The sequence below is a fragment of the Sphingobacterium endophyticum genome, from assembly GCF_009733535.1.
Taxonomy (GTDB): Bacteria; Bacteroidota; Bacteroidia; order Sphingobacteriales; family Sphingobacteriaceae; genus Sphingobacterium; species Sphingobacterium endophyticum.
Genome location: NZ_SMMI01000004.1, coordinates 408,601 through 431,068, shown reverse-complemented (window position 1 = coordinate 431,068; position 22,468 = coordinate 408,601). Strand labels below are relative to the sequence as shown.

The 22,468-nt window shown below is 35.6% G+C and carries 9 protein-coding genes; 4 read left to right on the top strand and 5 right to left on the bottom strand.

Going from position 1 to position 22,468, the window contains the following annotated elements; all coding sequences use genetic code 11:
• Positions 1–166: 166 nt before the first annotated feature.
• Genes E0Y80_RS07580 through E0Y80_RS07565 form a run of 4 tightly spaced genes read right to left on the bottom strand, consistent with a single transcriptional unit; the run spans position 167 to position 7,716 of the window.
• Positions 167–1,363: a DUF4998 domain-containing protein gene (locus E0Y80_RS07580; RefSeq protein ID WP_156307053.1), complete on the bottom strand. Its 1,197-nt coding sequence runs from the start codon at positions 1,361–1,363 to the stop codon at positions 167–169.
• Positions 1,364–1,380: 17 nt separating this feature from the next.
• On the bottom strand, positions 1,381–2,577 hold the full coding sequence (locus E0Y80_RS07575; protein ID WP_156307052.1) for a DUF5000 domain-containing lipoprotein: 1,197 nt from the start codon (positions 2,575–2,577) through the stop codon (positions 1,381–1,383).
• A gap of 17 nt (positions 2,578–2,594) precedes the next feature.
• Positions 2,595–4,526 carry a RagB/SusD family nutrient uptake outer membrane protein gene (locus E0Y80_RS07570; RefSeq protein WP_156307051.1) on the bottom strand — a complete coding sequence of 644 codons (1,932 nt, stop codon included), beginning with the start codon at positions 4,524–4,526 and terminating at the stop codon, positions 2,595–2,597.
• A gap of 19 nt (positions 4,527–4,545) precedes the next feature.
• Entirely contained in the window at positions 4,546–7,716 is a 3,171-nt protein-coding gene (locus E0Y80_RS07565) for a SusC/RagA family TonB-linked outer membrane protein (protein ID WP_156307050.1), read from the bottom strand.
• A gap of 462 nt (positions 7,717–8,178) precedes the next feature.
• Here E0Y80_RS07565 and E0Y80_RS07560 point away from each other — a divergent pair, with 462 nt between their 5' ends.
• From E0Y80_RS07560 to E0Y80_RS07545, 4 genes are all read left to right on the top strand, one after another.
• Positions 8,179–10,269, top strand: coding sequence for a ComEA family DNA-binding protein (locus E0Y80_RS07560; RefSeq protein ID WP_156307049.1), 2,091 nt, complete (start codon positions 8,179–8,181; stop codon positions 10,267–10,269).
• A 1-nt stretch (position 10,270) separates the two neighbouring features.
• The gene (locus tag E0Y80_RS07555) at positions 10,271–12,349 is read left to right on the top strand and encodes a ComEC/Rec2 family competence protein (RefSeq protein ID WP_156307048.1); all 2,079 of its coding nucleotides are present in this window, start codon (positions 10,271–10,273) and stop codon (positions 12,347–12,349) included.
• On the top strand, positions 12,322–14,220 hold the full coding sequence (locus tag E0Y80_RS07550; protein WP_156307047.1) for a RecQ family ATP-dependent DNA helicase: 1,899 nt from the start codon (positions 12,322–12,324) through the stop codon (positions 14,218–14,220). The genes E0Y80_RS07555 and E0Y80_RS07550 overlap by 28 nt, the downstream gene beginning before the upstream one ends.
• A gap of 144 nt (positions 14,221–14,364) precedes the next feature.
• Positions 14,365–16,611 carry a sodium-translocating pyrophosphatase gene (locus E0Y80_RS07545; RefSeq protein WP_156307046.1) on the top strand — a complete coding sequence of 749 codons (2,247 nt, stop codon included), beginning with the start codon at positions 14,365–14,367 and terminating at the stop codon, positions 16,609–16,611.
• A 76-nt stretch (positions 16,612–16,687) separates the two neighbouring features.
• On the opposite strand, the gene E0Y80_RS07540 is transcribed toward E0Y80_RS07545, so the two are convergent.
• Positions 16,688–22,414, bottom strand: coding sequence for an alpha-2-macroglobulin family protein (locus E0Y80_RS07540; RefSeq protein WP_197091509.1), 5,727 nt, complete (start codon positions 22,412–22,414; stop codon positions 16,688–16,690).
• Positions 22,415–22,468 lie beyond the last annotated feature (54 nt).

Sequence of the window (22,468 nt, the reverse complement as noted above, 5' to 3'; positions counted from 1 at the left end):
GATATATTGTTTTGGAAGTGAGTTGAAGGGAGGATGTTTGATAAGATTTATGGTTATGAAATGAAGAGGAAGGGAGGATGAAAAAATAAAAGGCTATACTTCTTTTATAAAAAAACAGCGGAAAGTATATTCATACTCTCCGCTGCCAAATTTATTCGATTTAAAATTATGGGTTATACCAGAATGATATTTCCCCCATATGACTTTCAATACTGTTATCCTGTGTTCTTAATACTCGAATTCTAATATATCGAACTGGAGGAATGCCTTCTTCTAGGTTTATTTTAAATGGTGCTATTCCATCATCAGTTCTGTTTATGGTTTTAAGAAGGGTCCATCCTTTAGCAATGGATTCATCTTTCCATTTTGGATCATTGGCTGGCAGTGTTGTTGCTGCGTTAGTAACATTGTCAATTCCCCAAACTTCAAAATCCACAGCATTGTGGCAAGCACAGTCCTGTCTTCCAGACTCCTCAAACATGGTCAGTTGATTAATACTCCCTAAATCAATGGTAAAATGATGTGGTATACTACCGCCTTCTGAATGATAAATTTTTGGATAGGAGCCAAGTTCACCATCCCAAATATTTGCAAGATTGGTACTGTACCCATCTGCCCCAATATCATTCAATAAATCAATTTTCTTCCATCCTGCTTTCGATAACATAATGTTTTGTACCAAGATGGAATCTTGATTCACTGTTTCAAAATTATCGATTGCTCCAGTAATAGGGATGTAGGTTGATTTATAATAAATTTTTGTACCTAATTTCCATGATATTTCAGTGGTTTCATCTAATGGAGTAATTCGAACAGTTTTTGCCTTATTTTGTGCATCAACATATTTAAGATCCGTATATAAATACGAGGTGTCTGCCGTACCCCATTGAATGTTAAGCATGAATTTTTCAGCGTCATAATCCACACCCTTAACTGGTCTATTTAAGAGTGAATTTCTATATTTAGGACCATACACATTCACTGGAGGAATTTCAGTTTTTACCGATTTATTTCCATCCTTGTCATAGGAATAAAAGGAAAATGTATAACTGGATTCATTCAATTTATTAATGTAATGCAAAATTGAATCACCTACTTTGAATTTTGATGCATCCACTTCAGAAGAATCGTTTCCGTTATTCCAAAAGATTTTATACTTGTTGACACTTTCATCAATTTCCTTTTTCCATTTGAATAGAACCCTACCATCACCTGGATGAGAGGTGATATTGTTAGGTTTGCTTGGATAGATTTTCTCGCCGTCTTCAATGTACTTTTTATAATCATCCCATTTCGTACAGGAAAGAACAAAACAACTAGCAATTAATAGCCAGATTGTATTTTTTATATATTTTTTTAACATATCAATTTCCTTTAAAATTATTCTGGATCCCCCCAAAAAGTAAGTTCCAATGCATGAAAGAAGTCAGTATTTCCCCAATTCTTTAGAATTTCCATTCTGATATATCTTACCGGAGGAGCGTTTATTGGGAAATTAAACTCTTCCCCTAATCCATCAATTCCTTGGGCATGATTCCTATCGTCATCGGAAACTTCTCCAGTTGGCAATCCAGAAGGTTTTACAGAAAAGCAATCCATCAGTTTGATCCATTTATCCATGGAACCGGACGCATCAGGCACGGTTGCACTTCCGTACATTATCCATTCTTTTGGATTCCCATGGGCATAAAACCAAGTTCCTGTTCTTTGTAATATTTTGAAACGGCTCAGCTTTACAATTCCACCTAAGTCAAATGTAAATTTATGTGGTCTAGGTAATGCACCTTGAAGGGTGTGGAAACCTGGCTCACCCAATTTATTATCCCACATATTACTCATGACCCATCCCCATGCTGCTGGTTGGTCTCCAGGTAAAACATACTGTCTGAATTTCGACTTATCGATTATTTTTTCAAATAGAGGAGTAACTTCTTTGAAAAGAGTATCAGAGTAATTATTCCACCTGTCTTTTATATAAACACCAAAAGTTCGAGCTTCAGGTTCAAATCCTCGAACAGAAAATGAACCATTTTTTATCTGAGTATAAAAAGTCTCAGTAGGAGTAAACTCACCATTATTATCTTTAGTCAAGATAACTACAGCGATTTTTGATTCTTCAGGGTTTTTAAAAGTAACATTCATACCTCCAAAATCCTCACGTACTACCATACTCTTAGCAATTGTTCTGAAGGTAGGTTCTGAAGGATTTACCTTAACAGAAACCGGTTCTGAAAGCTGTTCGCTTTTACTGACTGAGAATAACTGTATGGTATATTCACCTTCTTTTTCAAAGCCGTCAACCCTAATTGTATCTCCATACCTGGAACTCTTTGCTTCTCTAACTGTATTGTCATTAATGCTATATTTTGCCATTACATATTGTAAGCTTCCGCTTTTTGGCAAGGAATAAGTAATAATTGCAGACCCCGGTCCATTTTCAACCTTCACATTGGTTACTAATCCTGGGATTTCTCCATCTGATGAAATGGATTCATGGCTATTTAAGTCACTTTTGTCACAACCTGACAAAAATGATAAAGTGCCTAAAATCAGTATATAATAAATTAAATTTTTCATGATTATTTCTTTAAGATCTACCAACCTGGATTTTGAACTAAGTTTGGATTGTTAATAATAGCGTCTTCTGATAGAGGCCATAAATAATCCTTTGAAGTAAATACTGGGTTTAAAACCGTTTTTACACGATAATAATTATCATCCTCTTGTTCTAAATCCCATCCTCTTATTGGCAAGTTAAGATAGGTGTCTGATAATTTCCAGCGTTTCAAAGTCCAATATCTTTTTCCTTCGAAGATGGTTTCAATTAATTGTTCCCTTCGAATGATATCTCTTAATCCATCAGCAGAATTTGGTTTGTTAGCGTTTCGTGCATACTTTGACCAACTTTCTTTTACTCCAAGTAGGCCAGCTCTTTTTCTTACTAAATCAAGGTATTTATAAACCTCTTCGCCAGGGCCACTTGATTCATTCAAAGCTTCAGCATACCATAAATATAATTCTGCAAGTCTGATAACTGGCCAAGGATAATTTATAGTGGTGTATGAATCAGAGTTGCTGCCGAAGTCATTTTTGTAGTTGACTAATTTTTTTGGCCAATAACCTGTAACTGAGTACAAAGAAGCACCCAATTGAGCACCACGTTGACCAGCTTTACCTTCAATAAACCAGGTTTTATTATCATTAAATAATCCATTCCCGTACCATATTCCACCATCAAATCCTAAGCTTGCATAAAAACGAGGTTCCCTATCAAAGTTGATTTGAGCAGTGGAACTGTTTTCCTTTATATAGTATTTTTCTGCAGCTGTTGCTGTTCTAACTCTAGTAAACCTATTTTCAAAATCATAAGTTTTGTCTTCCTCAATTGGAACACCTTTGTCACTATAGAACATTTCAGCAATATGTAAAGGAGGTGCAAGCATAGATCTTATTGATTCGTTCGTACTAGGAGGTGAAGGAATTGAACCATGATCTCCAGTTGTTAATCTAGCTTGTGCTAACCCTTGAACACTTGAAGCCATAGCATTACTGGATCCCCAGATCGTTTCTGGATTCCATTTGTCAGTGATACTTGCCCTAATATTCATCGTCACACGCGTTGAATCGGACATTGTTTCTCCAGAAATTGGCGTATAATAATATAAGGTTGCTCCTGCAGTTGTTGCCAAATCAATTGCTTCTTTTGCTGCTTTTGCAGCCTTTGCCCATTTTTCTTTATCAACAGTTGGATTAAATAATGCTAAACCATCTTTATTTTTAAAAGTTGAGTAATCTGGGTTTCCATTAAATAATGGACTAGCTGCGGTTATTAACACTTGTGCTTTAAGGCTTAAAGCAATTGGTTTGGTAATTCTACCTAATTCTGAAGCCTCATTAAGGATGTTTTGAGGTAAATCAACCACTGATTCATCCAATAGACTCACTATATAATTAACTACCTCATCCACCGGCTCTCTTGAAACACGAACTTCTTCTATAGACGCAGAGACAGGAAGACTTTCCTTAATTAATGGAATGGGTCCATACATTCTTAACAAGTAAAAATGATAATAGGCTTTCAGGAATTTTGCTTCAGCAACCCACCTTTTTAATTCAGTTTCTGTGATATCAGGTATGGTTACCACATTTTCCAAAAAGATATTACATTCCCGCAATGCTTGAAAATAAGCCTTTCCGCCATTCCAACCATCCCAATAATTTGCGAAAGGATTGACAATATTTTGTTCGCCTCTTTGAATTCTATTCAAACCAATATCAAAATAGGTTGAAGGATAATGAATAGCAAACTCATCACCCGTTGCAAATCCGGGATCTGTGCTAGTGTTTCCATAACTTGGTAGATTATTATATACGGTAAACAAGTATTTTTCTGCCTCGGAACGTTTTCTAAAAGCGTAATCGATTGTACCTATCCCATCCGGAGTAACATTTAAATATTTTTTGCAACTGGGGAATAGTAATATCGTAAAAATTGGCAGTAAGATTAATGTTAAAAATCTTTTCATTTTAGACATAGATTTTAGGTTAAAAATTAACATTTAGACCCAGGTTGAAAACTTTTTGAAGTGGATATCCCAATCCGTTTCCTCCCATTTCAGGATCCCACATTTTGAATTTGCTAAAGCTGAAGAGATTGCTACCACTAAAGTAAACTCTGAAATTTGTGATCTTAAATCTGGAGGTAAACTCTTGAGGTAAGGTATAACCCGCTTCAATACTTTTTATCCTTAAAAAGCTTCCATTGCGCATAAACCAAGTACTTGTTTGATTATTATTTGATATTGGAATAGTTGACAATCTAGGCCATACTGCATAAATATCGCGGCTTTCCTCAGACCAATGGCTATCAGCATAATCTTGCAATAAGGCATTTTCACCGATGAAACCATTATTTATGTTATTCCCGTCGTAGTTTACGAAAGGAGCTGTTGCAAATGGATCAATCCAAAAGGATGCACGGGCCAATCCTTGGAAGAAAATAGAAAAATCTATGTTTTTATATCCCATGGAAGTACCGAATCCATAAGTGATTTCAGGAGTAGTAGGATAACCAATAGGAACCATATCTAAGGTTGTAATTTGACCATCTCCATTTACATCACGATATTTAATATCTCCAGCTTCATAGATTCCAAAATTCTGCCTAGGAGAGTTGGCAACATCATTTTCATCTATAAATAATCGTTCAGCAATATATCCCCAATTTTGATTGATGGATTGACCGACCCTTGATTTGTACTTGTCTACGTATTCTGGTTCTTCATATTTAACGAATTCACTGGTGGCAAATGTGAAACTACCACGAGTAATCATCCAAAAATCTTGACTAAAATTATGCGTATAATCTAATGACATATCCACACCTTTAGAACTTGCCTCACCAACATTAGCCATGGTTACTGTAGACAATCCCATTGTTGATGGAATAGATGAACGTGACATTAGGATATTTTTCCTGCGTTGAGAATAGGCTTCTGCGATAATATTGACTTTATTAAAAAGTCCGAGCTCGACTGCTGCATTGGATTGGTAAGATTTTTCCCATGTAATATCAAGGTTGGGGTATCTAGAGATCGAAACTCCTGTATTACTATAACCATTATCAAAACCAAAGGTTGCACCGCGATCCGGATTATCAAGGTTCACGCTGGATAAATAAAAGAAACGATCTTCTTGACGACCAATAGCATCATTTCCTACCAATCCGTATGATCCCCTTATTTTTAGATTATTTACAATACTTTTATTCCAGAATTTTTCGTTTGATACAACCCAAGCTAAACCAATTGTTGGGAAAAACCCAAATTGTTTATCCGTGTAGAATCTTTCAGACCCATTATATCCAAAGTTGAATTCGCCGAAATATCTGTTGTCATAAGAATAGGAGGTTCTTCCTGAAAGACCAATATTTCTGTGCGGTAAAGATGATTGCAAATCAAAGTTTTCAGTAGTGGATAAACGTTGTTGTAATACAAAAACCAAGGTTCCGCCGAAATTGTGCTTTTCATTAAACAATCGGCTATAATCTAAGGTTGCTTGACCATACAATTCGGTACTTAAGTTTCTATTTTGATACAACGGCCTGATATCTTCATAATGAGCAGGGCCTTCTTTTTCATTAAGATAGTTTAAGATATACTTATCGGTATTCTTATCATATATTCCAATGTTATAAAAATATGGTCCATAAGCTCTTGCTACATCAAAGTAAGAATATCTGTTGGTGCTAAATAATCCTCTAGCATTCAATCCTTCCGTTATTGAAAATAAGTTTTGATTTAACTCCAATTGAGCCAACATTCTTGACTGAGAATATTCTTTATACCCACGAAGCATTTCTGCATAAGGATTTAAATAATAGGAATTTCCTGATTTATAATTTCCGAACAGTACATGTCTAGATGCACTATTTGCATCATCAGGCTCATAAAATGGAGCGAATAATGTAGGACTTGATCTGAGTGCTTTTTGATACATTCCTGTCCCTCCATCAACTGGTCCTTTATAGTCATCAAATATTCCGTACATTCTAACAATCAACTCCGTTTTGGGAGTTAATTTCATATTGACATTTGAACGTAACTGATAGCTATTCAATTTAACATTTGTATTAAAGTTGTTCTTAGGTTCAACCTTTAATATCCCATTATCAACATTATATGCCCCTGCAACATAATATTGAGCAATTTTCCCACCACCTGTTACGCTTAAATTAGACCTTTGATTATTTGTTCTTTCTTTGAACATTAAATCAAACCAATCTGTTGATGGGTAAACAAATGGATTATTACCACCTTCGGCGACTTTATCGATTCTATTCTGTGGATAGAGGATATGTGACAAGGGATCTCTAGTAAGCTGGGCTTCTGTGTAGAGTTTCATGTGAGTAACTGGATCAGCAATGTCAATATTCCGAGTTGGCATTGAGACTGAATTTTCAACTCTTAAATTTAATTTTGTTGCACCTTCCTTACCTTGTTTGGTCGTGACAAAAATTACCCCATTTGCACCCCTAGCACCATATAGTGAGGTTGCACTTGCGTCTTTCAAAATGGAAAAACTTTCAATATCATCAGGTTGTAACCTGGCTAGATCAGTAGTTGTTAATTCAATATTATCGATTAAGATTAAGGGGCTTCCACTTCCGTTTCCAAAAGTGGTTACTCCGCGAATAAAAAATGAAGCGTCATCTGCTCCCGGTTCACCGGATCTTTGATAGGCAATTACCCCGGAGAGTCTTCCTGCAAATGCAGTTGTTAAGTTACTGGATGGGACTTTTAATTCTTTAGCATTAATTGAAGTAACTGAACCTACAATTGCTTCTTTTCGTTGCCGCTTTCCAAAGGCAGTAACAACTACGGATTCAATTTCAGATGCTGCTTCAAGAAAGGTAATATTAATTACATTTCTTCCTTCTACAGGTACCTGTTGTAATACATAACCAATTGCTGAGAACATCAGAATGCCATCACGTTTTACGTCGAGGACGTATTTTCCATTGGAGTCAGTACTCGTTTCTTTTCCATCTGATGCAATGCTAATTCCAGGTAATGGCTTAGCCAAAGAATCGGTTACTGTACCTGTTACAGTAATGGTTTCTTGTGCTTGAACGACTTGATTACTTGAGATTAGAAAGATGAATAAGACAATAGCCTTAACCCCACCTGAAAACAGATGTGTTTTTCTTTTTTTCATAATTTCGGTTTAAAGTTGGGTTTGTTATAATTGATTATTAACAAGTTAGGGCTTCTAAAAATTGCCGCTATCCTGTGCTGTCATGTAGTAAATGTATATTGTTAAAAATTTTAATAAATAAAGCGAAAAAGGATATTTTTCTTTTATAGAAATTTTAACAGAAATTATTTTATTTAGAAGATATTTCTTTAAAAAGGGGTATTTTGCAAATATTCTTCATTGATTTAGTTTCCTTAAAATATTATATACTAAAATTCTATAAATATTTAGATATACTAAACATTAGTAAATTTTTTTATGAATATTTTTAATTTTTGAAAACAATATTGAAAGTTTTATAAATTATTCAATCTTTTCATAATAATAATTTAACCATTCGATAACATTAACCTCCGTACCCTACTTATAAGAATTATATACAATACCTTTTAAATTAATAGTGCTCCCCGAAATTTACAATCGATGAATTATTCGGGAAAAATCAAATTTTTAAACTACATTCCTATACCTATTAATTATAGTTTAGTCCTCTTAATATTTTTACTTTTTATCCCATTCTTTTCTTATTCCCAATCAGAGTCTGAAGTCGAAGACATAATAGCCAGCCAAATATTAGATGAAACAAATTATTCGGATGAAATTTCCGATTTCAGCGAGCAATTGAGTGATCTTTTAAGAAATCCAATTGATCTCAATAACGCTACTGAAAAAGAGTTTAAGCAGCTAATCTTTCTTTCAAATTATCAAATTCAGCAAATCATTCTTCATCGTCAAAAAATTGAAAGATTTGTTTCAGTCCTTGAACTACAGGTTGTCCCTGGAATCAGTCTGGAACAATTAGAGCAGTTACTTCCATTTGTGATTGTAAAGGAAAGGTTTTTTGAAGAGGGTGATAATTTCCAAAGCCATGTCAGCAAGACAAAAGGTTCATGGATGATGACTTACAACCGAGGAATCGAAGTTCCTAGAGGCTATGAAATATCAGATCCTAATAGGTCCCGATATTTAGGATCGCCAGATAAAATAGCGAATCGTTTCAGATGGAGCTATCGAGATAAAGTTAAATTAAGCTTCAATTTAGAGAAAGATGCTGGGGAACCATTTTTTAAAGAAAAGCAGAAATATGGTTTTGATTATTATTCTGCATCCATTTTATTCAATAATATTGGATACCTTGAAAAATTAATTGTTGGAGATTATTTACTTCAATTTGGTCAAGGACTTGTTCTTTGGAATGGTCCTATTTTCGGAAATGGAGCCTCTGTTGCCCATATAATGCAAAATGGTAATGGTATCCGACCGCATACTGGAATGATGGAAAATAAGTTTATGCGTGGAGTCGCTGCAACCTTTAAATCCAAGAATTTAGAACTCACACCTTTCTTCTCTCACAATCAATTAACCGCAACAATTAAGTCAGTGGATGATCAAAGATTGGTAACAAGTATCAACTATTCCGGTTTACATCGAACCCCTTCTGAATTGAGAAACAGAAATTCGCTCAACCAAATGGTATATGGGTTCAATCTAAACTATGTCAAAACAAATCTGAAAATTGGAACAAATATCAGCTCTACCCATTTTAATGTCCCACTTAAACTCAATAATAGAACATATAGCCAATATCGGTTCGAAGGTGACAACCTTCAAAATGTGTCTGTTTACTATCAATATAATTTTCTTAACCTTTTAATTTTTGGAGAGTCGGCACATTCGATAAATTCAGGTTGGGCAAATAATCATGGAGTTATCGCAGCAATGGGAAGGAAGTTTTCAACCTCGATCAGCTATAGAAATTATACTCCAGATTATCATAGCTTCCTTGCACAATCTTTCCAAGAGCAATCGACATTAGGAAATGAAAAAGGATGGCATTTAAGTCTTGTCTACCATCCTAAGAGAAGGTTTGAATGGGTAAATAGCATAGATTACACTGAGTTTCCATGGATGAAATTCAGAACTAAAATACCTTCACATTCTTATCAGTTCAGAACGCAAATGAGCTATATCTGGTATAAGAAGGGACATTTAAGATTTCGATATCAATATAAGTTTTATCAAGAAAATTATCCTGCAGATTTAAAAGAATTTGAAGGAATTGCTGATGTAGAAAGGCAACAGGCAAGGTTGATATTTCTTTACAAGTTGACTCCAAATTTTCATATCGCTAATCAAGTAGAAGGTAAACTATTTCACAAAACAAATCTTGGAGTTAGCAAAGGCTTTCTCATCTTTCAAGACATTATTTGGAATAAACCCAAATGGAAAGTGGGAGGGAATTTAAGGATTTCCTATTTCAATGCTGCTGATTATGAAACTAGAATATTTACGTATGAAAGAAATGTTCTGCATTCATTTTCATTTCCGTCCTATTTTCGACAAGGATTTCGATTCTACATCAATAAGAAAATTAAACCTATTAAGAGATTGGATATTTGGATTAGATATGGAATAAGTAAATATTTTAATGTTGAAGAAATAGGTTCTGGCCTGGATAAGATTGCAGGAAATAAAAAATCTGACATTCGTTTTCAAATCAGATATTCTTGGTAAGATGGATATTCTAAAGTTGAAAATTGAACATATTCCATTCCTCAAAATATTTACATTTTATGCCTTGGGGATTTTATCTGCAAATCTTATCAACTGGTCTGAAAGCCTTTATTATAATCTAATTTATCTCACAATATTTTTCTTTTTATTCTGTTTGGGTCTGCATGTATTTAAATTGCTTAGACAATACCAATTTTTACTACATATTCTCCTATTTCTATTGGGATTAATCAATATCGGAACCCATTTACCAAAAGTTACTCCCGATTTAGAGAATGATAATATCTATCTAGCAAAACTTATGGAAGATCCTACTCGAAGTGGTCAGGTCCTACAATTTAAATCCAAATTATACATTGAAAAAGATGACAAGAAAAACAAGTATGCTGAATTAAAAATTAAGACCAGTATTTGGGACAAAGATTCAGCTATTCTCCATTTAAACAAAGGTGATCTAATTAGTTTCAAAGGAAAAATACAGCTATTACCTCCTCCTTACAACCCTTCACAATTTGATTATTCTCAATATTTAAAAAACAAAGGTATTTACTATCAAGTTTTTATCCCTATTCAGAATATTAAATTAATTAAACATTATACAGATCAAGAAGGTCGTTTCCAAAAAGCTATAAAAAACATTCAAAACTCTCTGCAGACAAAATTTAAGGAATTCATCCCTTCGGAAACAAGTTTCCAAATAGCTAGCGCGATTACTTTTGGATATCGATCCAATCTTTCCCCTCAAGTTTTTGATGTTTTTTCAAATACAGGAACCATTCATGTATTGAGTGTTTCAGGGTTTCATGTTAGTCTAATGTATCTTTTGTTCACTTTGATTCTATCGCCATTAGATAGAATTCGCGGTGGAAGACAGATTCGGTTTTCATTCATCCTGATTTTTATTTGGTTTTATGCTTTAATATGTGGATTTGTACCAGCAGTATTGCGGGCAACTTTGATGTTCAGCCTTTTTTTGATAGGCTATTGGAAAAATAAGGTGATATTATCATTGAATGCTGTCTTTTCCTCTGCATTCCTATTACTAGTCTATGATCCCTTTATGATATTTGATATAGGATTTCAACTTTCGTATTTGGCTGTATTAGGCATTCTTATCTTTGTTCCCTTATTCAACCAGCTCTATTCAAGACATAACTGGATATATAAATCTTTTTATAACCTTGTTTCAGTCTCCTTAGCTGCTCAACTGACCACAACTCCCCTAGCCATTTATTATTTCCATCAGTTTCCAACCTATTTTCTCTTTTCCAATCTGTTCATCACGATTCCATCAACAATAATTCTTTATCTCGGAACAATACTCGTCTTCATTCCTTGGAGAAGAATGAGTGAAGTTTTCGGAACTATTTTAGATTTCGCAATTGCTATAACCTATAAGAATTTGTCATATATCGATTCCTTGCCCCTTTCTAACATTCAGGGTATTCAACTTAATAAATTTGAATGCTTGTTTTCATATTTAGGAATATTTGCTTTATTTATTGCCTATAATACCAAATGCAAAAGGACATTAATTGTCTCAACTTTTTGTATCAATTTAGTGCTTTCAGTGGTTCTTATGTCAAGAATAAAACAGAAAGAATTTAATGGATTAAAAATATATAATACTGGAAAGCAGATTTCATTTGCTTTCATAAATAGGGGAAATGTGCAGTTATTCAGTAGTTATGATAGCTTATCACATAAAAATTTGAGATATTCAGTTTTCCCAGACCTTAAAAAGTATACCGACACAAAGGAAATAACTTTTACAAGATTGGCATCGGATCATTTAAACAATAGCATCAATTTTCAGGATAAGAAGTCAATCTTTATTTCCAATGGAAAAGCTAATGGCTTTCAAAATCCAGAACTATTAATTATCCGGAATAATACAGATCTTCCTGATAAATTAAATGCTTCCCTAACGCTATTTGATGGGTCTAATTCAATAAAGCATATTCAAAAATGTATTCATTTGTTGGAGGCTGAAAATAGGTCCTACTATATATTGAAGGATAATTTTGCGTATGTTTGGGAGAGCGATCATATATGGAAAAAACCAGTTTATCCATTTTAAAAGAATATTGGGGTTATGATAAATTTCGTCCTTTACAGGAAGAGATAATCCATGAAATCCAATTGGGTAATGACACCTTGGCCTTGATGCCAACGGGTGGGGGAAAATCTATATGCTTTCAAGTTCCAGCCTTACTTAAAGAGGGCATCTGTATCGTGGTCAGCCCCTTAATTGCTTTAATGAAGGATCAGGTAGAAAATCTTAGAAAAAGAAATATACCTGCTATTGCAATCTTTTCAGGCATGTCTCATCGAGAAGTAGATGTTGCTTTAGACAATTGTATTTTTGGAAATATTAAGTTTCTCTATTTAGCTCCCGAAAGGTTATACAATGATATGGTTCAGGAAAGGATCCGCCATATGAATGTTAATCTTTTTGCTATTGATGAGGCTCATTGTATCTCTCAATGGGGATATGACTTCCGGCCTTCCTATTTAGAACTCATAAAATTAAGAGATCTCAAACCCAATGTTCCATTTTTAGCACTGACGGCAACTGCAACTCCAAAGGTTGTGGAGGACATTCAGGAAAAATTGGGGTTCAAAAGCAATAATGTTCTTTCCAAAAGTTTTAAAAGAGACAACTTGGCCTATATGGTTTTCCATGAGGATAATAAAATGGGAAGGATGCTGAAGATCATCAGTAAGATAGGCGGGACAGGGATTGTATATGTTCGGAATAGGAGAGAAACTCAGGAGGTGGCGAGGTATCTCTTAAATCACGGTATTCCGGCAGATTTTTACCATGCCGGATTAGATATGCAGACGCGCGCAAAGAAACAAGAATCTTGGACTAGCAATCAGACGAGGGTTATTGTGGCTACCAATGCTTTTGGAATGGGAATAGACAAACCTGACGTTCGGTTTGTAATTCATTTAGATATTCCAGATTCTTTGGAAGCGTACTATCAGGAAGCAGGTCGCGCAGGTCGTGATGGAAAGAAGGCATATCCTGTGCTCCTCTATCAACAGGCTGATCGAAATGAGTTGTGGACCAATATCGAACTAAACTTTCCTGATTTCCAATATATTCAACAGGTTTACCATCACCTCTGTAATTATTACCAGATAGCCTACGGAGCTGGAAAGGGATTAACCTATGATTTTGATGTCGTAGAATTTGCTAAGAAATATAAATTAGAGGTTATTAAAGTGCTCAGTGCTTTGAAGTTTTTGGAAAGGGATAAATGGTTAGCATTAAGTGAGGCGGTCTTTATTCCGGCTCGATTGAAATTTGAAGTTGATTTTCAAGAATTATATAAGTTTCAGGTTCAAAGTGCCCACTTCGATCCTTTAATCAAAACTATACTTCGGAATTATGGCGGAGTATTCGATTATTATGTTCCAATTAATGAATTTGAAATAGCTAAACGGCTGTCGAAACCATATGAAGAAGTTGTTAAGATGCTGAAATTTTTGCAACAACAGGAATTAGCAACATATGTTGCAAAGACCGATGCACCGCAATTACAATTTCTACAGCCAAGAGTGGATTACAAAAACTTATATATTGACACACATTTTATTGCGGAGAGAAAAGAAATCAAAGAAGTTCAGGTAAAAGCAATATATACTTATCTGGATACCAAGGAATGTCGAAGCCTTTCCCTGCAACATTATTTTGGTGAGGAGGCTATTGAACCCTGTGGGGTGTGCGATTTATGTGTAGTGCGTCAGCATAAATCTGGAATATCGGAATCTATTGAGAAAAAGATTCAGTATTTATTATTGGAAAAACCAATGAATTTGCATGATTTGATTGAAGCGATAGAAATTGGTAAGGATGATGATCGGCTTCATGTATTAAGACAATTATTGGACAGCAATACCGTAAAGCTGGAAAGTGACCACTATCATTGGAATGCCCTTTAGAGTTTATCCCATTTAATTTTTCTTTTCTATAAGTAATTGTTTCCCCAAGGTTTATCGATTGAGTAATATCAGAGACTAGTTTTTAAGGACTTGTATATTGATAAAAAAAGTTGTTATCTTTAATACTAACCAAATAAACTTTGTATGGAACAATATATCATCTATTTACCAGCAGCACTCGCTGTGTTGGGTCTCCTATTTATGTTCGTCAAGGCAGGATGGGTGGGTAAGCAGGATGCTGGAGACGGCAAAATGCAATCCATTTCCAAGAATATTCAGGAAGGGGCGATGGCCTTCTTAAAAGCTGAATATAGAATTCTGTTAATCTTCGTAGTAATCGCATCGATTGCTTTATTTATTGTATCTACACTTGTAGAGACATCACATTGGATTATTGTTGTTGCCTTTATCTGTGGTGCTTTCTTTTCGGCACTTGCAGGTAATATCGGGATGCGAATTGCAACGAGTGCCAATGTTCGTACCACCCAAGCAGCAAGAACTAGTTTACCACAGGCACTGAAAGTTTCCTTCTCTGGAGGAACGGTAATGGGCCTTGGGGTAGCAGGACTGGCGGTTTTAGGATTGAGTATTTTCTTTTTATTGTTCCTTAAAATGTTCGTGACGGAGGGTGGCAATTTTTATCATGAGATGACGATTGTCCTAGAGGCACTTGCAGGTTTTTCGCTTGGAGCAGAGTCGATCGCCCTATTTGCTAGGGTTGGCGGTGGTATTTATACCAAAGCTGCTGACGTAGGTGCAGATTTGGTGGGTAAGGTTGAGGCAGGAATTCCTGAAGATGATCCTAGAAATCCAGCAACTATCGCCGATAACGTGGGTGATAACGTTGGGGATGTGGCAGGAATGGGGGCTGACTTATTTGGGTCATATGTAGCAACCGTATTGGCTTCCATGGTACTCGGTAATTACATTATTAAGGATATGTCAGAGGTGAATGGAACGCAATTTACGGATGCATTCCATGGTATGGGACCGATCTTGTTGCCTATTGTAATTGCCGGCGTTGGTATTTTAGCTTCTATCATTGGAACTTTCCTTGTGAAAGTCTCATCGAATGATGCAAAAGAAAACCAAGTTCAAAAAGCATTAAATACGGGTAACTGGACATCTATCGTTCTTACGGTAATTGCCTGTTATTTCTTGATTCAATATATGCTTCCTGAAGTCCTTCAGATGAAATTCTTTGGTGAAGGTTATCAAGATGTACCTCGAATGAATATCTTTTATTCTACAATTGTTGGATTGGCTGTGGGCGGATTGATTTCAGCGTTTACTGAATTTTACACTGGTCTAGGTAAAAAGCCGGTATTAAATATTGTTCAAAACTCATCAACTGGTGCTGCGACCAACATTATTGCAGGTCTAGCAACAGGGATGAAATCGACTGCTTCATCGGTTATCTTATTTGCCATGGCAATTTGGGGTTCGTATGAGCTGGCTGGATTTTATGGTGTGGCAATCGCAGCTTCGGCGATGATGGCAACTACGGCAATGCAGTTGGCTATTGATGCATTTGGTCCTATTGCAGATAATGCAGGGGGTATTGCTGAAATGAGCGAATTGCCTAAGGAAGTTCGTCAGCGTACAGATGTATTGGACTCAGTTGGGAACACCACAGCGGCAGTAGGTAAGGGGTTTGCTATTGCTTCTGCAGCATTGACGGCTTTAGCATTGTTTGCGGCTTATGTTACCTTTACTGGGATTGACGGTATCAATATCTTTAAAGCAGACGTTCTTGCAGCATTATTCATCGGTGGTATGATTCCCGTTGTATTTTCAGCATTGGCAATGCAATCTGTTGGAAAAGCTGCAATGGATATGGTAAATGAGGTAAGAAGACAGTTCAGGGAAATTCCCGGTATTTTGGAAGGAACAGGTAAACCGGATTACGGAAGATGTGTGGATATCTCTACGAAGGCAGCCCTGCGTGAAATGATGCTTCCCGGAGCTATTACTATAATTACTCCTATCATCGTTGGTTTTGTTATGGGAGCTGAAGCTTTAGGAGCTTATATGGCAGGTGTGGCAGTCTCGGGTGTTATGTGGGCCATCTTCCAAAATAATGCTGGTGGAGCATGGGATAATGCTAAAAAATCTTTTGAAGCCGGTGTTATGATCAACGGCGAAATGACCTACAAAGGTTCTGAAGCACATAAAGCTGCGGTAACTGGAGACACAGTAGGTGATCCATTTAAAGATACATCTGGCCCATCTATGAATATCTTAATCAAATTGACTTGTTTGGTTGGACTTGTAATAGCACCTATATTGGGAGGCCATACAGCAACTGAAAATGTTAAGAAAGAAAAAGTTGAAGCTAAAGAAAAAGTGGTTGTAGTTAATCATAAACCTACAATTACTCAAGTAAAATAAATAAACTTTATTCCATAAAAAAATCCTTCTGATAACCCATAGGCCAATCAGAAGGATTTTTTATTTTAAAAGGAAATTACTTTACGATAGTGATTACCTTATTATCAGATCTTGAATTCACCGTAGGGTCATACATGCTCTCGATACTGGTCACTCCCGAATTAAATACCCCAAGGTTATTCGCCTTTACAAAGTATTCATAAGTTCGTTTGCCTTTGAATAAGCTATTGAAGAAATAATTCGTAGAGGCATCTTTCAGGGTGAAGTAATAATTATTTCTCCAACTATATCCTGAAGGAACAAACTCAGGTTCGACTCCTGCAGGACGACTGTCCTTAAGATGCACATATTCTAAGTTCTGGTCATTGATTACCGTGATCACAACCTTAATCCTTTCACCAAGCTTTGCTTGATTGCTTTCAACCCATTTACCATTCCTTTCAACCTGGTATTCCTTACTGATCTTGATATCATTGACTGAACTTTTCACTTCCGAAACCGGTACAAAATATTGATGGAAGATTCCACCAAAAACTGTCCTGTCATTATGATTCTCAATTTTTACAGACTTGTCGCTATTTAATTCTTCTTTGTTGAAGGTTTTAGAAACCTGACCAAGTACAACGGAATCCATAACAGTATTTTGGTTATCGACCAATACGGTTACACTATTTTTTAGACTGAAATCTTTTGGATTGTTAGTCAATAGCAAGCTATAGATAGCATCCACTGTCATCCAGGTACTTCTCCAATAGTTTGCCTCTTTTCTATAGAAAATCCACTGGCTGATCTGGGTCAGCTTGCTAGGGTCATAAAGCTTATATGCTTCCAACACATAACTGTGAAGACTAATGTCATTATAGGCTTTACCGTTGCTTTCCCAATACATCCCTTTGTCCGGATCTAAAATCACCTCCTGTTGAATCCTATTCTTAATCTCGTTAGATTCCTTACCCGCACCGAATAATTGGTTTACGATCCATGCTTTTGCGGCATAACCTGCAGGGCCCTTCGCTGTAATAAGCGGTGCTTTTGCAATTTTTGCCTTCAGAGCAGTTACATTTTTTTCTGGGACTTTGACCTCTGCATTCCAGAAATGACGGGCGTATAGATAATCTAAAGCCAGACTTGCAGATGCCTTTTCCTTCGTAATGCTAGTGTCCTGATCCAAATATTTAGAAAGATTGACCATGCCTGTTCTTACTCCATTATTTATCAAGGAATGATCCAGGTTATATACCTTTCCAACAACTTCCAAGATCCGCATGGATATATAAGAATCTGATTTACCACCCTCGAACCAAGGAAATGAACCGTTATCCAATTGACTCTTAAGCAGCTTTTGTTCCATGACTTTCAAATCAGCTTCAATATTTGAATTAAACAGTTCAGCCAATTGCTTTAATTTCTGATCATCATGCTGAATATCTCTCAACCAAGGCATTTCCTGGAGTTTCAATTCACTCAATTGCGCATTTTCTTCCAATCTGCTTTTGGTCTCACTTGTGTTTATTGATTTGAAGTATTCTGAAATCGCTGGGTAATGTTTTCCAATATATTGAACCATTTTATAGCCAAACCACTTGCTAGTAGTCTGCTCGGTACACTCATATGGATAGTTTTTAAGATAGTCAATCGCTGAGATAATCTCCAAAATAGGGTTGCTTTGAACCTGAACCTTTGCTTGAAGATTGTTCTTTCCTTGAGAATTGATTTTAAATTCTTCGCTTGCTCCAGCTTTTAGCGTTATTTTTTCAGTTTCAGAAATCAACACTTTATTGGAGAGAATTGGCAATTCTTGAATCTCACCATCCGAAAATTCTTCGCTAGCAGCAATAACCTTCACCTGCACACTTGGGTAGCCCTCCGGAACTTTTATCTTCCATGAAACTGTGCTGTTATTGGTTTTTTCTGCTGAAAAATCAACTGTTTCAGAACCGATTATAAATTTGTCAGTAATAATAGAATTGTCTACAGGGTCAATGATCTCGATTTTTGCCTGACCTTTTTGAACTTTATCACTTAAATTTTGAACCTGAGCAATTATTTCAATCTCATCAGACTCCCTAAAATACCTTGGTAGGTTTGGCCTAACCATCAATTGCTTCTGCGTTTGAGTATAGAATTGATTTGATCCTACCTCCAGGTTTTTGCCATGGGCAAATAGGAGAATCTTCCATTTCGTTAATGCCTCTGGGCTTTCAAATTCAAAACTGATGTTCCCTTCCTTATCTGTATAGAGATTAGGATAGAAGAACGCTGTTTCCTGAAGGTTACTGCGTACATCTACCTGTCCAAGGTCTATTTTTGTTTCTGCATCTGCTGTTACTGTAGGAGGCTCATGCATTGATTCTTCTGAAACAGCTTCAAGACCATATTGCTTATTAGCAATGGAACCCGCAGGTGCCATTTGATGTATGGTGCGTTGTCTGTCCATTGCTGGCGCAGCGTCAGGGACTCCAAAAGTAGACCCAGTTACTGAACCACTGACCTTCATTGACAATTCATCAAATACGCTTAATTCAGGGAAGTAATCCTGGCTTTGAAGCCAATAATATGTCCATAAATCGTAATTATTTACCTTTGGAAGCTCATTCCCTAAGGTTGTTCCCTCAAAATATCCTCCTGAAAAATCAGATGAAAAATTTTTCCTATAGAATTGGTTTGGAAGATTATAAAAGCTTCTATAATAACTAGGATATTGCCTGTCAAAGTAGGCTGCATAATAGTTTCCGCCAAAAACATCAAGAGACATATCATACATCGTCGCAAGCACTTCTGCAGGAACAACTTTATCTTTTTGAAGGATGTTAAAGCTCCATTTTTCTTTAGTTCCTGGTAGAATCTTGTCCCTAAAAGTATTGATCTTAATAATAAAATCCTGATCCTTCCCTTTTATTGGAATATTGACAGAAACATTTTCAAGTTTATTCTCAACTATCAGAAGAGCCTCAAGTTTATAAGACCTTTCAAATTTATCCTTGTCTAAAAGGAAATCATAGGTAGCCTTGCCATTTTTAATCGGAATGGTCAATGTTTCTAATTTCCCTAAGAAATTACTCTGAAAGATAAAGATCTCTTTGGCATTCTTATTATCGGTATAGAAGGTGACTTTTACTTGATCGTTCAGCCCATAACTTTCCCGATCATAATTGTAGGAAAGAAAATCATGATCACTTGTTTTCTTGGTGACAGGGTCATAGATACTGATATTATTTTCACTTCGAACAGTATCTTTTCCTTGTATGGAAATTGCTTCAATTCGGTAATTCCCTTTATTGAATAACTCCGGATCTATCTTAATAATGGCTGTGTCTCTTGTGTCAAATGAATAGGTTTTAATCAATTCCGCTTCTTTGACATTTAACAGCGATTCATCAAATTGATTGGGGAAATACTTTTTATAATCAGCAATGCTCAGCAAGTTATAATCCAAATTGGCAAAGATGTTTGAAAAGTTTTTTGGAACTGTTATAGAAGGTTCCGGATATTTATAAATCCGAACCTCACCAGCAAATTTTAGCGGTTGATTATTCTGATTGACGGTTCTTATTTCTAAAGAATCCCATTTACCAGCTTCAATTGATCCTGGATTCATAATATTAATCACCCAAGGTTTATCCGAAAATGAATAAAAAGTGCTTGCTCTCTGCATTTCTCCGGTCTGATTCACAACCTCTGCCTGAACGCTGATATTGAAATTCTCCAACTTGACTAATGAAGTGTCTTCCAGAGGAATGAGGATTTTAAATTTTCCTTGATCATCTGCAATAACCGAACTATCCAAAAGGGTGAAGTTAGCACTTCTTATTCCATATGATGATATTTGAACTTTATAATTCACTGTAGCACCTGCCAATTTAGCTCCTGATAAGGACTCTGCTGATCCGGAGAATTCAGCAACGTCTGTACGCTTATAGGTCTCTTTGTTTGTGTCAAATTTTACACTAAACGTAGGTCTTTTATATTCCTCAACCCGAAGGTAATGGAACCCAATCTGCTGTTTGTTTTCTAATACCAGGATGTTAAAACCTCCTGCTAAGATGTTATTGGGAATGGTAAACTCACCATTCACTGAGCCAAACCCATTCGTTGTCAATTTTAAGGAATCTACTTTTTGACCATTCGCATCATTTAAAACAACCTCAACATTCTTTCCTTCTATAATCTTCCCCGCCAATAAATTGCTGCTAAATACAATCCCTTTAAAATATATCTTTTGACCAGGTCTATAAATAGCTCGGTCGGTCATAATTCTTGTATTAATCTGTTCCTCTTTGAGATCTTTCCTGATAGGATTGTTATAATAATTCGATCGACCAATCGGTATTAATTGTTTTTCTTTCTGCAGATAAATCTGAACTTCAGATTCGTATCTATAGGAATCCTCATTAGCAAGCTTAACCACAAATTCACCTACAGAATTAGTTTTTACCTGATGACGAATCTTTGGTAATTTGCCTGAATTTACATCATAGATTTCAATGGGTTGATGACCATATTCAATACCAGTTTTTCGGTTTACAATTAACCCTGTAAAATCCTTTGATTTTTCACTTCCATTGACCATTTCGGTGGTTATAAAATGGTCACTCACCACAAAACTGCTACTTGATGTTGTTTTAAATTGTCCGTCATCAATGAAGTCCACATTGTTTGAAATCAAAAGAACGTAATTGCCATAGGGTAAAGGGTTAAGTTTGTAAATAGTCGAATGTTGAATGTAGTCATCATAAGATTTTAATGCTACTTCTTCAGAATATACTTCATTTGCATTTACACTAACTTTCTTACTTACACTATCCAGTTTTACCTCAAAATTTTTGAAGTTCTTTGGGGTGTTGGTTGTATTATAGACCTTGATATAAATTTTTTCAGTATTTCTGACCATTAATGGTAGCGGACTATATTCATTTGAAGGGATTACCGCAGAATTTGTTACTCGGATTTCAGGCATCTTTAAAACATTCTGAATCAAAATCACATCTTTTATCCATGGCGAATTGGGATATTCTTTTTTAGCAAGTTCTAATGTTTCAACTGCTTTTTTCAATCCATTATTTTGCTGCTGATATAGATTAGCAATTAAGGTGTAGATAAATGCATTGTAATTACTTTTATTCTTTGCAATGACTGCTTTGTATGCCTTAATATAATCCTCATAATTTCTATTATTAAAATATACATTATTCGCTAATAGATAAGAGTTGGCATCATTATATCCAGCTTTTTCATTAATCGCGAATAGCTCTTTGGTTAATTCCTCAATTCTTTTGCTATTATTTTTCTGATCAAGTCTTAAAAAGGCTAGATAAGGATTTATATTAAAATGATAGAGAGTAGGGCTGAGTGAAAGATTATTTGAATCAGAAAATAAACTTTTCCAACTTTCGATAGGCTGAGCTAATAGCTGTTCTTTGTTTTCAATGGAATGATTGAAGAGGGAATCGATGATGGCATATTTTGTTTTTCGATCAGCAGATAAGAACTTATTCTTTGATTCACTGTAATAGTCCAGGTTACTTCCTAAAAATTGGGCATAGAAACTATTGAGTATGTTTTTTTGAATAGGAGCAGATTGTTTAATATTATCCTGAAAAAACTTCTCTACCTTATCAAAAAAGTCATCACTCGTTGAATTTACTTTTAGCATTTGGCTCTCGGCTAAAATTGCACGAATCTCCATCGGTTCGTCTTTGGTTTTTTTAGCATGTGCTTTAATGTCAGCAAGCAATGCTGAAGTCTCCAAATAGTTGCCAATTGAAATTAATCTTTCAACCTCCTTCCATTTTTTTGTAATCATAGGGTCCGTTTTAGTTTGTTGGCCAAATAATAGTATAGGTGCAAGCGTTATGAC

Excerpts from the sequence above, each read along its gene's own strand:
- E0Y80_RS07580 (WP_156307053.1), bottom strand. The coding sequence starts at position 1,363 with ATGTTAAAAAAATATATAAAAAATACAATCTGGCTATTAATTGCTAGT.
- E0Y80_RS07575 (WP_156307052.1), bottom strand. The coding sequence starts at position 2,577 with ATGAAAAATTTAATTTATTATATACTGATTTTAGGCACTTTATCATTT.
- E0Y80_RS07570 (WP_156307051.1), bottom strand. The coding sequence starts at position 4,526 with ATGAAAAGATTTTTAACATTAATCTTACTGCCAATTTTTACGATATTA.
- E0Y80_RS07565 (WP_156307050.1), bottom strand. The coding sequence starts at position 7,716 with ATGAAAAAAAGAAAAACACATCTGTTTTCAGGTGGGGTTAAGGCTATT.
- E0Y80_RS07560 (WP_156307049.1), top strand. The coding sequence starts at position 8,179 with ATGAATTATTCGGGAAAAATCAAATTTTTAAACTACATTCCTATACCT.
- E0Y80_RS07555 (WP_156307048.1), top strand. The coding sequence starts at position 10,271 with ATGGATATTCTAAAGTTGAAAATTGAACATATTCCATTCCTCAAAATA.
- E0Y80_RS07550 (WP_156307047.1), top strand. The coding sequence starts at position 12,322 with ATGGAAAAAACCAGTTTATCCATTTTAAAAGAATATTGGGGTTATGAT.
- E0Y80_RS07545 (WP_156307046.1), top strand. The coding sequence starts at position 14,365 with ATGGAACAATATATCATCTATTTACCAGCAGCACTCGCTGTGTTGGGT.
- E0Y80_RS07540 (WP_197091509.1), bottom strand. The coding sequence starts at position 22,414 with ATGATTACAAAAAAATGGAAGGAGGTTGAAAGATTAATTTCAATTGGC.